The 14,858-nt window shown below is 47.2% G+C and carries 18 protein-coding genes; 8 read left to right on the top strand and 10 right to left on the bottom strand.

What is annotated here, in order from left to right; genetic code table 11:
• Nucleotides 1–73: 73 nt before the first annotated feature.
• The 4 genes from WQ57_RS23490 to WQ57_RS23475 all read right to left on the bottom strand — a co-directional run bounded on the left by WQ57_RS23490 (nucleotide 74) and on the right by WQ57_RS23475 (nucleotide 3,108).
• A complete protein-coding gene (locus tag WQ57_RS23490) occupies nucleotides 74–1,531 on the bottom strand; it encodes a DUF4153 domain-containing protein (protein ID WP_046526073.1) in 1,458 nt (485 codons plus the stop codon).
• Between the two features lie 66 nt (nucleotides 1,532–1,597).
• Entirely contained in the window at nucleotides 1,598–2,236 is a 639-nt protein-coding gene (locus WQ57_RS23485) for an HAAS signaling domain-containing protein (protein WP_046526072.1), read from the bottom strand.
• Nucleotides 2,217–2,564 carry a PadR family transcriptional regulator gene (locus WQ57_RS23480; RefSeq protein ID WP_046526071.1) on the bottom strand — a complete coding sequence of 116 codons (348 nt, stop codon included), beginning with the start codon at nucleotides 2,562–2,564 and terminating at the stop codon, nucleotides 2,217–2,219. Before WQ57_RS23480 ends, WQ57_RS23485 begins: the two co-directional genes overlap by 20 nt.
• 103 nt (nucleotides 2,565–2,667) lie before the next feature.
• Nucleotides 2,668–3,108, bottom strand: a complete 441-nt coding sequence (locus tag WQ57_RS23475) for a DUF6376 family protein (protein ID WP_052948859.1) — start codon at nucleotides 3,106–3,108, stop codon at nucleotides 2,668–2,670.
• Between the two features lie 129 nt (nucleotides 3,109–3,237).
• Between WQ57_RS23475 and WQ57_RS23470 the strand changes: the two genes are divergently transcribed.
• Nucleotides 3,238–3,675: a PaaI family thioesterase gene (locus WQ57_RS23470; protein ID WP_052948858.1), complete on the top strand. Its 438-nt coding sequence runs from the start codon at nucleotides 3,238–3,240 to the stop codon at nucleotides 3,673–3,675.
• A 45-nt stretch (nucleotides 3,676–3,720) separates the two neighbouring features.
• Here the strand turns inward: WQ57_RS23470 and WQ57_RS23465 are convergent, their stop codons facing one another.
• Nucleotides 3,721–4,347 (bottom strand): 3D domain-containing protein, encoded by a 627-nt coding sequence (locus WQ57_RS23465; RefSeq protein ID WP_046526069.1) that lies wholly within the window; start codon nucleotides 4,345–4,347, stop codon nucleotides 3,721–3,723.
• A gap of 365 nt (nucleotides 4,348–4,712) precedes the next feature.
• On the opposite strand from WQ57_RS23465, the gene WQ57_RS23460 reads away from it, so the two are divergent.
• Entirely contained in the window at nucleotides 4,713–6,230 is a 1,518-nt protein-coding gene (locus WQ57_RS23460) for a glycine betaine uptake BCCT transporter (protein WP_046526068.1), read from the top strand.
• Between the two features lie 376 nt (nucleotides 6,231–6,606).
• Here WQ57_RS23460 and WQ57_RS23455 read toward each other — a convergent pair whose 3' ends face one another.
• Nucleotides 6,607–8,970 (bottom strand): penicillin acylase family protein, encoded by a 2,364-nt coding sequence (locus WQ57_RS23455; protein ID WP_046526067.1) that lies wholly within the window; start codon nucleotides 8,968–8,970, stop codon nucleotides 6,607–6,609.
• 182 nt (nucleotides 8,971–9,152) lie between these two features.
• Between WQ57_RS23455 and WQ57_RS23450 the strand changes: the two genes are divergently transcribed.
• On the top strand, nucleotides 9,153–10,130 hold the full coding sequence (locus tag WQ57_RS23450) for a M20/M25/M40 family metallo-hydrolase (protein ID WP_046526066.1): 978 nt from the start codon (nucleotides 9,153–9,155) through the stop codon (nucleotides 10,128–10,130).
• 109 nt (nucleotides 10,131–10,239) lie between these two features.
• Complete coding sequence (locus tag WQ57_RS23445) at nucleotides 10,240–10,677, top strand: CBO0543 family protein (RefSeq protein ID WP_046526065.1); 438 nt, start codon at nucleotides 10,240–10,242, stop codon at nucleotides 10,675–10,677.
• Nucleotides 10,678–10,842: 165 nt separating this feature from the next.
• On the opposite strand, the gene WQ57_RS23440 is transcribed toward WQ57_RS23445, so the two are convergent.
• The 4 genes from WQ57_RS23440 to WQ57_RS23425 all read right to left on the bottom strand — a co-directional run bounded on the left by WQ57_RS23440 (nucleotide 10,843) and on the right by WQ57_RS23425 (nucleotide 12,082).
• On the bottom strand, nucleotides 10,843–11,166 hold the full coding sequence (locus WQ57_RS23440) for a hypothetical protein (protein WP_046526064.1): 324 nt from the start codon (nucleotides 11,164–11,166) through the stop codon (nucleotides 10,843–10,845).
• Between the two features lie 252 nt (nucleotides 11,167–11,418).
• Entirely contained in the window at nucleotides 11,419–11,553 is a 135-nt protein-coding gene (locus WQ57_RS23435; RefSeq protein ID WP_046526063.1) for a YvrJ family protein, read from the bottom strand.
• A gap of 64 nt (nucleotides 11,554–11,617) precedes the next feature.
• The gene (locus WQ57_RS23430) at nucleotides 11,618–11,833 is read right to left on the bottom strand and encodes a DUF2922 domain-containing protein (RefSeq protein WP_046526062.1); all 216 of its coding nucleotides are present in this window, start codon (nucleotides 11,831–11,833) and stop codon (nucleotides 11,618–11,620) included.
• A 33-nt stretch (nucleotides 11,834–11,866) separates the two neighbouring features.
• On the bottom strand, nucleotides 11,867–12,082 hold the full coding sequence (locus tag WQ57_RS23425; protein ID WP_046526061.1) for a DUF1659 domain-containing protein: 216 nt from the start codon (nucleotides 12,080–12,082) through the stop codon (nucleotides 11,867–11,869).
• A 238-nt stretch (nucleotides 12,083–12,320) separates the two neighbouring features.
• On the opposite strand from WQ57_RS23425, the gene WQ57_RS23420 reads away from it, so the two are divergent.
• The 4 genes from WQ57_RS23420 to WQ57_RS23405 form a co-directional block, all read left to right on the top strand.
• Entirely contained in the window at nucleotides 12,321–12,803 is a 483-nt protein-coding gene (locus tag WQ57_RS23420; protein ID WP_046526060.1) for a hypothetical protein, read from the top strand.
• 78 nt (nucleotides 12,804–12,881) lie between these two features.
• A complete protein-coding gene (locus WQ57_RS23415) occupies nucleotides 12,882–13,289 on the top strand; it encodes an EAL domain-containing protein (RefSeq protein ID WP_338151921.1) in 408 nt (135 codons plus the stop codon).
• A gap of 342 nt (nucleotides 13,290–13,631) precedes the next feature.
• The gene (locus WQ57_RS23410) at nucleotides 13,632–13,946 is read left to right on the top strand and encodes a helix-turn-helix domain-containing protein (protein WP_046522972.1); all 315 of its coding nucleotides are present in this window, start codon (nucleotides 13,632–13,634) and stop codon (nucleotides 13,944–13,946) included.
• 53 nt (nucleotides 13,947–13,999) lie between these two features.
• A partial coding sequence (locus tag WQ57_RS23405; protein ID WP_052948826.1) for an IS3 family transposase occupies nucleotides 14,000–14,858 on the top strand: 859 nt, incomplete at its 3' end.

The following is a 14,858-nucleotide window of genomic DNA, read 5'->3' as shown; positions in this document are numbered from 1 at the left end:
TAATTTCAATGATTTATTCAATTGTTTTTTAAAGATAATGTAAAGTTTCCTCCACACCCACAAGCCACCTGCATTACAGCTCCAGCTCACCCAGCCGGTCATATGCTGCGCTCCGCATCAGGTTCTCCGACTGCCAGGCATCTCCTTTCAAAAAATGTCTTTCTTCCTTCCGCTGGATCAGCAGCTCTTTCAGCTCCGGCACATCCGGGTTCTTTTCATACAGTTCAATCAGTCCGAGAATTCCGGTGGAAGAGAGGCTGTTCAGATACTGGATGTCAATCTTCCCGGTTTTTTCGTAGCGCTCAAGGTTCAGGTCAACCACGATTTTATCGATATTCACGATATTGATCCCGGTGTAAAAAATCAGCGAGGCGACGATATAAAAATGGAACAGCGACAGCTTTCCTAGCCAGATTTTCACCAGCGTATAGGAGAGGATGACCATTAAAAACACCATGAAGAAGTGAACCAGCATCCGTGTGAACGTGAATCCATAGGCCTGCTCGTACAAGCTCATCCTTATAAACGCAGACACAAGCAGAACGCCGCTTGACAGCACCAGCAGGGTCAAAGTGAGGGAGATGGCCTTTTTCATCAGGCCGTGAACGCTTTTCGTAAAAGTAATCACAAGGGTGGTGACGCTCAGATTGATCAGCGTGACAAACACCAGTTCAAAAAATCCGCGCCGGGCATACTCCGCGTACGTGTAGCCGGCCTCGAGCGTCCCGCTGAAAAAATACTTGAACTGCACACCCACAAACAAAACATACACCAAATCAAGGAGCACCAGCACAGTCAGCATGATGACCCCGTCGAGCGTAATGGACTCCAGCACACTCTTCTTGTTTGCTGCAGCTGCCGGCTTTTTCGATAAAACCTGCATGAAACCAAAGAACCCAAAAGTGTAAATTAGCACAACGCCAAGGCGGAATACGTATTCGGGGTTAAAGCTCAAGAGATTTGGCAAATGGTTCAAAAGCCGCTCAAACTCGGCATCCGCCGAAACCAGCAGGTTTAGCACGACAACCAGGAATGGCACCGAGATGCCAATACCAATCAGCACCTTTTTCCATACATCATATTGCTTCGGATTGCTGCCATGTTTTAGAAGCTTCCCGGCATAACCCGCGAAAAGCGCGCTGAAACGGAGGCCTTCCCCAAGCCGGACCAGGGCGTATCCCAGGAAGCTAAAGTTGTTCCAGGGCATTTTTTGCGGAGCGGTAATCAAGGCAAGATGAAAAATCACCAAAGCGGGGATCACCAGCAGATTCAGGACGTGGAAGGCATTAAAATCATAAAGATAATAACTCGCAGCCAACAGCCAGATTGCGATCAGCACCAGATAGCCAAAGCGCTGGTGCGAAAACGCAAACCGCCGGAACCTCCAGAAAAACAGCGCGTAAAACACTGCAATGAAAACGAGGTAAGAGATTCCGACTTGGCCGCGGAAGAAGGCCTCCTCGGCCGCAACCCCCAGCACAAGGCACAGCAACAGAAACATCCAGTCCTGCTTTTCCAATTTTACTTCCATTTGTAAAACCTCCATTAAAGTTATTCTATGTATATAGAATTACTAGGTATATATTCAAAAAAAAGCTCAGACTGAAGCTTTTTTTCCCCACCTGTAGCTGACCAGGCAAAGCGGATATAAGAGAATCGTCAAAAATATGCAAAGAAGGATAAAGGTTTCCTTGAGCAGCGGATCGAACCATTCATGCGGAATGATCTGGAAGACGGTCAAGGCCATCAGTGTCAGGTTCGGGATCAGGGCCAGGATAAACGTCCGCCTCATCAGCTTTTTGCCTTTATGGCCGAACCCCCTGCCAATTTCATAGCCAAGCAGCGCCCAGAAGAACATGTAAATCAGCGCAATCAGTATCGGAAAGGAGGTAAGTTCCGCCCACAGCAGCCTGAGCCAGCTCCAGTCCAGCAGGTTATGGGCAAGCGTCAGCGCGCCGCCGCCTGCGAAGAACAGGACATTCACTGCGATGAACAGCCATTTCATCTTGCTTGGTGTCACTGTAAGCTCCTCCCGCCAAATCGCGGCAATCTCTTCCGGAGTGCCAAACCGGGACTGGATCTCCCCGCGCACCTGGGCTTTGTCCTCCATATCACGTAGGCTGAGCAGGAGTTCATCGAGGTGCCCCTCATATTCAGTTAAAATCGAAGCTTTTTCCTGATGCTCTCCCAGGCCTTTTGCCAGTTCGCTTAAAAACTCAGCCTTCAGCTCTTCCATGTTTTTTTCTCCCCATCAGCTTGTTCATGACCGAAACAAAGTCATTCCATTCGCGGGTTTTCTCCACCAGCATCTCTTTCCCGGCGCCGGTGATTTTGTAATACTTCCGCGCAGGCCCCTTTTCCTGCTCTTGCCAGTAGCATTCAATGTATTCCTGCTTTTCGAGTTTGTGCAGCGCAGGATACAGCGTGCCTTCCTTCACGGAGAACTCGTTCCCGCTGCGGCTCTCCAGCTCTTTTACCAGCTCATAGCCGTACATGTCCCGCTCCTCGAGCAGCTGAAGCAGGAGCAGCGATGTACTGCCTTTCACCAATTCACGGTTGAACATTCTTTTCACCTACCTAGAAATTTTAGGTATATAGAAATTCTATCCTGCCCAGCAGGAAATGTAAAGGATTTCCTGCAAAAAAAAGAGCCTTGCAAAAGGCTCTTTATGGCGCAAGATTTTCAATCCGGTTTAAAAGCTGTGTCACTTCATTGATGGTCGTGACGAGCCGGGAGCTTTCCAGCTTATCCAAAGCGAGATTCCCATTTTCAAGGACAGAGTTGATTTGGCCAAGAAGTTCTTCATTTTTCGCAACGAGCTCCTGATGGATGCTTTCCGCAACGGCCGGAATCTCATCCAGGGAGATGAATTGTTCAATGTCCTGCTTGAGCGTGACCAGCCGGGCTTCAAGCTCTTCCTTTACCGCCGGGTTAGTCATTGCTTCCTGGATCATTTGTGGAGCTTCCTCGGCAAAGGCGTTCAGGTTTCCAATATGATCTATCGCCGTATTGGCATAATCAACCGAATCATTCACTTCAGTGAGAAGAGAGCAGCCGCTAAGCAGCACAAGTGCCGCCGCGATAAACATCATCTTAAGTTTTCTCATTCCAACACCCCCATTTATTATAAGACGGATGGGCAGCCAAGAAGTTTCATATGTACAACTTATCTCAAAATTCAGATTATTGTGATATGATAGGAAAGAGGGAAGGCATGGAAAAGGAGCTGATAAAGCATGGATAAACAGGAATTCATGGCCCATATGGAAATGGTGTATGACACCTATGCCATCAAGCCCGAAAGTATTTTTATGTTCAAGCTGCTGGATTTCCAGTTTGATTATGACGATGAAGCCAAGACCTGCACGATCACATGCCCGGTTACGGACTTTATGCATAATCCGGCAGGAATCGTGCACGGCGGCATTTTCACGTTCATCACAGATAGCGCTATGGGGCATTTGAACTTCCGGCACAAGGATGTGCCCTATGTGTCGCTGGAACTTAAAACATCCTACTTCAACGCGGCAGCAGCCGGAAAGCTGACCGCCACCGCCCGTTACATAAAAGACGGATACAAGGTTTCCTTCATGGAAGCGGAAGTGAAAAACGAAGAGGGAACATTGCTTTGCCGGACATCCGGCACGTTTTACCGGTATGATAAAAAGAAATAGGAATAAGAAGAGCCCGTCCATTCCCTGGACGGGCTCTTTTCCTGCTTATTTCAAAATTTGAACGGTGACCGTTTTGCGGCCCCACTTGATGGCGTCATTGTATTTAGGCATGAATACGTCGATTCTGTTTCCTTTAATGGCGCTGCCTTTGTCGGCGGCGATAGCCGTTCCGTAGCCAGGAACATAAACCTTCGATCCAAGCGGGATGACTTTAGGGTCAACAGAAATGACCTTCATATGAGGGTTCTTCTTCAGGTTGATTCCGGTATAGGTGATGCCGGAGCAGCCTTTGCAGCTCGCTGTAAAAGCGGATGCCGAGACAGTCAGCGTTTTCTTGACCTGATTCCTGCTTGGCTTCTGGGAAGCGGCCTTCACGGGTGTTGCTTTCTTGGCTGGTGCTTTTGCTTTGGCAGACGCTGTTGTTTTCTTGGCACCAGCACTTGTTTTCTTCGCCGGCGCAGTCACCTTCAGCTTCTGCTTCGGATAGATGGTATCAGACTTCAGGTTGTTCCAGCTCTTAAGATTCTTGACGCTGGTTTTATTTGATTTGGCAATTCTGTAGAGAGTATCTCCACTTTTTACTGTATATGTATTCGATGCAGCAGATGCAAAATTCGCGGTTCCAAGGGCAATGGACAGAGCAACAACAAGAGTAACTAATAGTTTTTTCACGTTTTAACTCTCCTTTTGTCTCAGTAGCACTACCTTACCACAGGAATATTACATTAATATTTCAATTTTTTACTAGTTTCGTTACCAGTTGGTATCATTTTGGTTATTCTTGTTATTTTTTGGTTTAATAGGTCCTGAATTTGTCGAGTCAGTGACATTGTATCGGGGTTTGACAGCAAAAGCTTCTGGAAAAACTCATCAATAGGAAAAAAACGGTCCGACAGTGTCTTCTATCACATACTTTCTTCTAATTAAGGCAGACTAAATCCGTGCACTATGCAGATATTTGGTTTTAAAACGGGTATATATGTTACGGTAATATATGGTGCCCAAAAAGACAGAGAGAGCAGGAAGGGAGTTATTAAATGAAAAAGAATACTACGGTATTTTATATTTCAACGGGAATATTGCTGTTGATGGTGCTTGTCGGGGTATTTGCTCCGGAGGGCCTTGAAAGCGTGACGGCGAATATTCAAACCTTCATAACAAAGTCGTTTGGATGGTATTATTTATTGTTCGTTTCGCTTGTCGTTATTATATGTTTGTATTTCCTGATAAGCCCGCTTGGGAAAATCAAGCTTGGCAAGCAGGATGACAAGCCTGAATTTACGAGGATGTCGTGGTTTGCAATGCTTTTCAGTGCCGGGATGGGAATCGGCCTTGTGTTTTGGGGAACGGCAGAACCGATCTCCCACTACATGATTTCGACTCCGACTGGCGGGGAGCCGGGCACGGATGCGGCAATCCGTGATGCGATGCGGTATACCTTCTTCCACTGGGGAATTCATGCCTGGGCGATTTACGGGCTTGTTGCCATGGTGCTGGCCTACTTCAATTTCAGGCATGGCAAGCCTGCATTGATCAGCGCCACGCTTGAGCCGGTCCTCGGCAAATATGCCCGGGGCAAAACCGGGAAGGTAATCGATATTATATCCGTTGTCGCAACAGTGACAGGCATTGCCACAACTTTGGGACTTGGAGCTGTACAAATAAATGGTGGGTTAACCTACCTCTTTGAAATTCCTGCAAACTTTTTGACTCAGTTCATCATTGTAATCATTGTCACCGTGTTATTTATGGTTTCAGCGATGACAGGACTGGGCAAAGGAATTAAAATTCTGAGCAATACGAATATGATTCTGGCTGCAGCCTTATTTTTGTTCGTGTTTATCATGGGACCTACCTTGTTCATCTTGAATCTGTTCACCAATTCCGTTGGCACGTATATTCAGAATCTGCCGGCGATGAGCTTGCGAATTTCTCCGCTGGATGCCGATGTACGTGAATGGATCAATGGCTGGACGATTTTCTATTGGGCATGGTGGATCGCCTGGGCACCATTCACAGGAATTTTTATAGCTCGAGTTTCTAAAGGGCGGACCATTCGCGAATTCATCTTTGGAGTCCTGCTTGTTCCATCTGTGATCGGATTCCTCTGGTTCTCAACCTTTGGCGGAACGGCCATTTCGCTGGAGCATCAGGGAGTTGCCGCGATTTCGGAGCTGGCGACCGAGGAAGCGCTATTCGGCGTTTTAGCCAACTTTCCGCTTCCGTGGGTAACATCTATTCTGGCCTTGATTCTGATAGGTGTCTTCTTTATCACCTCGGCCGATTCCGGGACGTATGTCCTTGGAATGATGACCACCAATGGCTCGCTGACGCCAGGAAACCGCATAAAGCTCGTATGGGGAGTCTTGCTGTCGGCCACAGCCCTTGTCCTGCTTTACTCCGGTGGACTTATGGCCTTGCAGAACACGATGATCATCGCAGCCTTACCATTCTCTATCATCATGGGGCTGATGGCCTGGAGCCTGGCCAAGGCATTAAGCAAGGAATCCAAGGAGCTTGGAATTGGAAGAATTCCGAAGCGACGGGAACATTAATAGAGGGAAGTGCGCCATGCACTTCTCTTTTTTTATGTAATTGATTCTTAAAAGTGGCTGCTTGCTTGCAGAATAGCTGTTACATGGGTTAATAAATAGGCATCACATCATAAAAAGTGGTTATTCCGTCGTAAAAAAGTATCATTCCCCGATGAATACTGGCTTTCACATCATAAAAGTGGGTTATTGCATCAATGATCAGCGAGATTGTATCAATTACTAGAGGGATTGCATCAATTTTACCCGGATTGCATCAAATAATCGCTTTATTTGAAAAACCTGTGTCAAACATGTGACAGGCACTAGGATCCCCGGATTAAAACACATAGCCACGCAAGAAAAGCCCCTTCCAAAAAGGAAAGGGGCCTGTGAACGATTATTTCTTATTTTGCTTCAGCAAATCCAGCACCATCGGTTTGTATTCCCAGTCGGCGTACAGCTTCCTTTGGTCATCAAAATGCGGGGAAAACGGGTTGCCGCTTTGGCCTGGCGGCAGGATGTTCACGCTTTTCGCCTCATTCTTGGTGAATTCGACGATCTGGTTATACGTGCCACGGTTCATGTTGAGGATTGGTTCCACCCCAACGGCTCCAAGCTGCTGGAAGTTTATTTTGGCAGTCTTGGTCAGCCAAACTTCCATCTCTTTGTCCTGGTTCTGCGCTGCTAGGTCGCGGACCGATTTTTCAAGCCCGCTGCGGACAATCTCCTTCAAATCCAGATCTCCAAGGAAGCCATATTTGGCGGCAAGCTTGTTTGTATCTGCGTGGAGGACGTGGTACAGCAGGTCGCCCGACTGTCCGCCGGTATCCTGCAGCTCCTTGAATACAGTGGCCCTGACATTGCTCAGCCAGCTTCTGAAAATCGTCAATCCAGCTTCATCATAAAACTCATCTTTATTGTCGTCAAACTGGTACATATCCCATATTTCCACCAGCTTGGCAGCCTTTGCAGCCTGAGCCGAGAGTCCGCCTTCTTCAGCCAGTGACAACAGAATCTTCTTAAAATTATACGCATCCAAGTCAATATGGCCGGCCTTTTTGTTGATTTCCTCCATATCCTCCCAGGAGACTTTTTCCAAAGAATCAAGCTGGTCGATGATGAACCTGGCGCGATGGGTAGGCCCGAATGCTGCCTCGGTATATTCCCAGTCCGGGCTTGGCTTGTTGTTCCAGTTGGCCACATAGCCCTGAGCCGGATTAATAGCCTGCGGCAGCGTTTCAAAAGGCTGGATGCCCTGCCAGTCCTCGGAACCATCCCCCAGCATCGGCAAGCGGTTATCGGTACCCTTCGCACGGACCGCATTCTGTCCGGTAATCCAGTAGCCGATGTTTCCTTGCTTGTCGGAATACAGAAAGTTGTGGGAGGTCGGAATTTTCCTTGCCGCTTTCTCAAACTGCCTGATGTTGCTGGCGCGGTTGAAATCGTAGAAACCGACCATGGCTTGAATTTCCTGGCCCCAGTGCGAGCGTCTTTGAGTATAGGCAACCTGTTTATCCTTAAATACGACCGGCCCATGCACACTTCGGTAAACTTTGTGCTGAACAGCGCCGCTGCCTGCGACCTTGATGGTCTCCGTCCTCACTTCGAAATCCTTCCATTTTCCTTTGTAAAAATACTGCTCAGGGTTGGCCGGATTGATGGTTAACACAAAGGTATCAATCTGGTCCCCATAGCCGGTGGTCGTGGTCCAGGAAAAATCATTGCCGCGGCCGATCAGCGGAATCGGCCCTGCTCCCGCAAACGCCATGCCGACCGAGTTGTACCCTGCTCCATGAATGCCTACTTCATGAGCGATTTGCGGTACGGAAAAGCCCATTTGCGGACCGCCAAGAAGGAGGGTGCCGCCGGATTCAGTACGTGAAGGGCTCACGACCCAGGCATTGCTGCCGCCTTTGGAGGGGAATCCGTACTTCGCTTCAATATCAAGCTTCATCTGCTGCTCGCGTTCCAGTTGCTTGGCGACAAGCTCAGCATTTGGAAATTTGTCCGCAGCATGCCTGTCTGCTCTTTTCACCGATTTGTCGGTTGTGGTGTAAAGGGAAACAGGGGCAGAGGGATCATTTTTCATGTACACCTCCTGAAAGGCTTGCAATCCTTTTTCGGAGCCGAATTTCCCCTGAAGTTTGTTCAGCAAAGCAAGCTTGTCCAGTTCTCCTCCGCCGCTTTCCCCAAACCGGCGGACCATCAGCTGCTGGACTTTGAGCGAATCGAGCACAGTCCACTTTTGCGGCTTTTTCCCCCGAAACTCTGGCGGCAGCGCAGCGGGTGGCATTGTTTCTATGTAATGGTTGAGGCCGTCAATATAGCTGGTCAGCCCGCGTTTGACATAGTCCGGCAGGGAGTTGAACTGCTGCAGCGCTTCTTCATCAGTATAGCCGTCGCGGCGGATCACAATATCCTGGGCAGTATTGGCATTATCCTTGCCGTTTCCGAAAACCTCCGCCATTCGCCCGCTCGCTACCAGCCTGGAGAGCTCAGCCTGCCACAGCCTGTCCTCTGCCATTGCATAGCCTGCGCCAAAAAACAGGGCAGTATCGCTTTCGGAATACACATGGGGAACGCCAAAAGAGTCCCTGGCAATTTTAATCTGCTGTCCTTGATGGTTTAATAGTTTTACAGACTCAACCGCTAGATGAGAAGGCGTTGCTGAAGGCTGGGCACCGCTGACAGTTGGCACAGCCAGCAAACTGGCAGCTAGAAAAGAAGTCGACAGAACGTTAAGCCATTTCTTTTTCTTCATAAAAACTCCTCCATAAGAATAAGATAATTTCAATATAACGCAGGTTTTACGTGAAAATTGTTGGATGATAGGACCCGCACTAGCAGTTTTTCGACAGAGGGCAGTAAGAAACTTGTATATTTATAAAATAGTATTTATAATAATTCATATAGTTGTATTTTTATAGAAAGAAGGGGAAATAAATGAAGAAGAAACTGGTCATTTCAATGATTGCGTTCTTATTTTTGTTCACAACGGCTGTCAGCGTAGCTTCAGCTGCTACCGTAAACTATCATCAATCCTTGGTACATAAAACTGGTGCAATGGCGTATGAGCATACGAAGTATCTATCCGAAAAGATCGGCAGCCGCGTGACCGGGACAGAAGGGGAAGCAAAAGCGAAGGAATATGTGAAGCAGCAGTTTGAGCGCATGGGCTATGCAACAGAGGTTCAGCCTTTTTCTTTCATAAGAAGAGGGGTAAGTTATGATTCAGCCAACGTGGTCGCCTATAAGCAAGGAAAGTCCGACAAGCAGGTCATTGTCGGGGCGCACTATGATTCCGTTGCAGCAGGAAAAGGAACAGATGACAATGCTTCAGGTGTCGGCGTCATGCTTGAAGTCGCGGAAGTGTTAAGCAAAATCAAAACTCCATACTCCATTGTATTCATCGCTTTTGGAGCGGAAGAGGGCGGGCTTAACGGCTCAAAATACTACGCAAAGCAAATGAGTGCAGAAGAAATCGCCTCCACGGTTGGAATGATTAATCTTGACAGCCTGGCGGTCGGCGATAAAATGTATGTGCATGGCAGTGCGGGTGACGCCGGTTTCATGAGGGAACAGGCCCTCAACATTGCCGAAAAGAAAAAGCTTGATATCGGCATCAACCCTGGCCTCAATCCTGATTACCCGGCCGGAACGACTGGCGACTGGAGCGATCACGCGCCATTCAACAGTCTTGGTATCCCGTTTGCTTATTTTGAATCCACCAACTGGGAAATCGACGACATGGATGGGTATACTCAAACCGAAAAACACGGCGGGGTATGGCACACAAAAAATGACACCCTGGCATTCATTGAATCAGAATACCCTGGCCGTATCCAGGAGCGCCTATCCACCTACAGCCAGGTCTTGACAGAACTGCTGAAGTTCATGGATAAAACAAGCACATCGAAATAAGAATTCAGATAAAGAACCTCACTAACGCGGGGTTCTTTTCTTTTGGAGTTTAACTCGGGGTATTTTCCACCATACTAGGGATATATGTCTTGTGAATAGGGGATGCACCATGGCCTTTGTCTATATTGTTGCCGCATTGATTGCTGTGTTTGTCTGGTTTATGCCCAAAAGGCTGTCACGGCCGGAGATTTATTTTTTATGGATTTTTGTTTCCTATGTGGAAATTGTCGTTGATTTGACTCTCGGGACCATATTGGGCCTTTACCATTTTGCCCAGGATCCCGAAGTTAGCCCGGAAGCTCTTTTTGTGAAAATGATCATGGCGCCGCTTTTTGGAATCGTCTTTGCCAACTATATGCCTGAAAAATGGAAATCCTTTATTCCTTATTGGCTTCTGTGGGTGGTGCTCTCCACCTTTTTTGAATGGCTTACCATCAAATCGGGCTATCTAACCTATAAAGGCTGGGAACTATGGTATTCCTTCCTCTTTTATATCATTGCCATTCCCATTATGCGGTGGAACGTCCGCTTCATCCGCAGAAGGTAAAAAAAGCGCTTCCGGTACCGGGAAGCGCTTTGAAAGATATGGACTCCAGGCCGATCCTGGACCAAAACCTGCAGAGGGCGGCTGCAGGCCACTATATAGGCAATCACACCGGGAAATTCTTTTGCGACAGGCGTCCTGTCCCGTTTTCCCGTGTTATTCAGTTTTTTAGGCAACGATACAGATTATCCCTCCTCTCTCTATTAGAGTTGCCGTCCTGTCACCTGGACCTATGAATTGTAAGGAAGACGCGGAGCATTCCCTCACTTTTCTCTTCGTTTCCTCGATTTGCATTCGGATCAGGCTGGCGACCCTGCCGGCCTGCTTGGCGACCAGGACTCCTTGTAAAGCCAGCTTCCGGGCTTCACTTTCCACTTCTTGCAGCATCCGCATCATCGTCATAACTTTTACCCGCGGCTGGATCTTTCGGACGGGCTCCTCGTTCTGGCTGGTTTGGGCAGGAACCTTGCGCTGTAGCTTAATAAGCATCATACGTTCATCTCACTACCTTTCCAAAAGATGTTAGGGTGCTATCCCTGTGCTTACTAATTCCCGGCACGCGTCCAGAATCCTTTCCATCCATGACAGCTTTTCATCGCCATATTCCCTTGAAAACTGGGGGGCATCTTGCTTTCCTGAGGCAATAGGAGAAATTCTTCTATCGAATGCTGTGGGACATTGATGAAAAAAAGAATACATTTTTTATTTTTTCCTGGGTTTCAAATTTGAAAATTGGACCCATTTTTACTTCATCCGTTCGGGCAGTGTTTGGATGGAATGGACGACATTGTCCAGCTTGGCTTCGATCCGGTGCAGCAGGTACAATGTGACGACAATTGGAAATCCGACTTCGCTCATTAACGGAATGAACTGCTCCATGGTTTATCCTCCTTTTACGGGTATTTGCAAAGGCCGGCTTCCAATGGAAACCGGCCCCTCAGGCTTAAAGCTCATACTTTGTGACATTGCGTTCAACCACGCGTGCGCCGCTGACGGCTGTCAGGTCGCCGACGTTAGAGAAGAAAGCGTTGGATGCGATCATTTGCTCCATCGCCAGCTTCACGGTTGCCGGATCAACCGGCTCTTTCGGGTGGTCAACGTTGATTCTCGCGATTTTCCCAAGATTGGTTACGAAGTGCAGCTCCAATACTCTGGCCATTCTATTCACCTCCTTCCTCCATTGAAAATGTCATTACATGATGTCGTAATTGTCGGTGCGCTCCACAGAGTTCAGCGGGAATGCACTGATTGCCGCCAGTGCTGTGGCTGCCTGGTGCAATTGATCGGCCGTCGCCAGCCTTTTAATATTGGTGTAGGTCTTTGCCTTGTAAATCGGTTCTCCTTTCTCATTCATTCCTGTTTCGAATACCATTGTCATCCTTGTATTTTTCAGAAATGCCTGTGCCATTGTCCATCACCTCCCTTCACTCTCTATATAGGGATTTTTAAGCAAAAAGGACGGGGCAGGGAATAAAAAATTTGAAAAAAGTCGCCGCCCGGGCATGGACAAGCTTTTGAACAGCCGTTCTTATTGACACCCTGATGGCCATTCATTAGAATGATTAAAAGTCAGCTATTTTTGAAGTTTTTACCAAACTGGCATTCTAGCTGATTCAATGATCCTACAAGAGGATGATGGTGGAAAGATGGAGAACCTGTTAGAGCTGTTTTCATCCATGGAACCTAGCCTGAAAGCACAGTTTCTAGCTGCACTGGCTTCCAGTCTGCTGATTGGAAGTTTGATTGGTGTGTTTTTAAATGGGGCCTTTGGCCTGTGGCAAAAATATCTCAGTGTGCTCCCGCGCAAAAAACTTGTACACAAACACCAGTCACCGGAGGAAAAAGAGAGAAAAATAGAGTTTTACCAAAGTATGATCATGGCTTTTGAAGAGTATTATTCGCAAATTTATGATGAGCGGAACGGAATTCCAAAGCTGATCCGGCAGGGTTACCGCAAGCATATCCATGGAAGGTTCAAACGGAATTCCCGGCTTGCGGATAAAAGCATCAAGGACCTGCACAGCCAGATCATGTTCCATATCAACCGCAAAACAGGAAGTGATGAGGAGCTGGCCTTGATGGCCGTCGACCTGTTTAACGAAACATACGACCAGCTCGAAAACGACTAGGGCCAACTGGGCCCTGTTTTTAATTTATAGGCTATTTACCCACTCCAAGGTAAGCCTCTATAATGGGAATTAAGTACCATTAATTTTGAAATTGAGAGCACCGAGAATTCCCTAATGAAAAATGAAGAACACGTCAAACAAACGATCGGCGAATTAAAGAAAATGGGCATCAAGATTTTTATCGACGATTTTGGAACCGGTTATTCTTCTTTCTCCTATTTGAATACGTACAAGCTCGACGGGTTGAAAATTGACAAGTCGTTCATCCGTAATATTTCCGCCCAGTCGGAAAATGCCAGCATCACCTCCGCGATGATCAAGATGGCCCAGCTTCTAAACATGGAAATCATCGCCGAAGGAGTGGAAACGCTGGAAGAACTCGAATTCCTCCGGGAGCATGGCTGCCACCATGTCCAAGGCTACTTTTTTGGCAAGCCGGTTTGTGCCGGGGAGTTTGAAAAACGGCTGAGGGAAAAAGAGAATTGAATTTAAGGGATAAGAGGAAGCAGTCTGCTGGATGCTTCCTTTTTGCATGCAGTTTTTGATAAAAATGCCCTGATTAATCAAAGTTTTCGTGATTACACCTAAAATTTTCACCAGGTCCAGAGGTACAGATTGCACAACTTCCTCATATGGGCGAGATTTGCATGTATAAGAATGATGAATGCATCCTATTTCCCGGATTGCATCAAATACTCCTGGGATTGCATCAATTACTGAGCTGATTGCATCGATTTCTCTACGACCCCCTAATTCTTTTGGACACCTACTTGAGAGAAACAGTACACTAGGGTCAAGAAAATCAAAAGAAGTTAGGGGGAGAGAAGAATGGCAAACAGAAAAATACCAGCTCTTGAGGAAGTCAAAAAAAACTATGTCAGACTAGCTCTTGAGTCGGGGAATTATTCCTCTATTGCCCGTCATGCAGGTATCGATCGTACTACTCTTAATAGGTGGATTCAGGAATATGAAGATGAAGTAAGAGGACAGATGGAGGACCCTGCCTCAGCGGTACTATCTATAGAACCTACGAAAGAAGAGTTAAAGGCGAAATACGAACAGGCAATGAAACTGCTTGGTGAAAAAGAACTTGAAGTCGCTATGCTTAGGAATTTATTAAAAAAAAGCCAATCCCGGCCCTGACGGTCCTTGAAGAGATAAGGTTATGGGCAGAGGAGGGGTTTGCGATTACTAAATTGGCAGAGGCAGCTGGAGTAAATCGGTCTTTATATTATTATCATGCGGGGAGCGACGAAGAGATCGTAACCAAGGGAAAAAGGGGCCGTCCAATCCCAGGTTACTCAGTAACTGAAGCAGGAATTATTATCTCAGACGAACAGATAGAGGAGTTCCTCATGGAGGCGATTGAGGGAGATGGGGCGACTTACGGCGTTAAGAATCTTACAGAATATCTGAGGGAGCATCACAAACTTAGAATCAACCACAAAAAGGTGGCTAGACTATGTGGCAAATTGGGAATTCTCCTTCCCCACCGGACAGGCAGCCCGAAGTATCCCAGACGTCTTGTCAGGAATCGACTAGTCACAGCTCCGAACCAGCATTGGCAACTGGATATTAAATATGGGTCAATTGAAGGAAGCCGAAGGTTTTTCTTTATCGCAAGCGCCATCGATGTGTTTGATAGGCGTATTGTAGGTTATTACAGAGGCTCTAAATGCCAGGCGAAGGACATAACCGGAATGCTTAAGGAGGCCATTATCAGGAGAGGTCTGAAGGCCCCAGAGGAGCAGGATGGGCACTGTATCGTCCTTCGTACCGATAACGGCCCTCAGTTCGTAAGTAACCACTTTGGTGAATTCTGCGAAGAGAATAAAATCTTTCACGAGAGGATTCCTCCTAGGTCACCTAATTATAATGCATTTATCGAGTCGTTCCACAGCAACCTGGAACGTGATCTCTTCAGGCGTTTCACATTCGAATATTTTGAAGAGGCATATTACCGCATTGATGAGTACATGGAGTTCTACAATGAGAGAAGATACCATGGCAGTCTGGGGCGTATGTCTCCGGCCAAATTTTATGAAAAGTACAAGG

The sequence above is a fragment of the Mesobacillus campisalis genome, assembly GCF_000986785.1.
In the GTDB taxonomy this organism is placed as follows: Bacteria; Bacillota; Bacilli; order Bacillales; family Cytobacillaceae; genus Mesobacillus_B; species Mesobacillus_B campisalis.
Note: the sequence above shows the minus strand (reverse complement) of the source record. Positions and strands in the feature narration are given on the sequence as shown.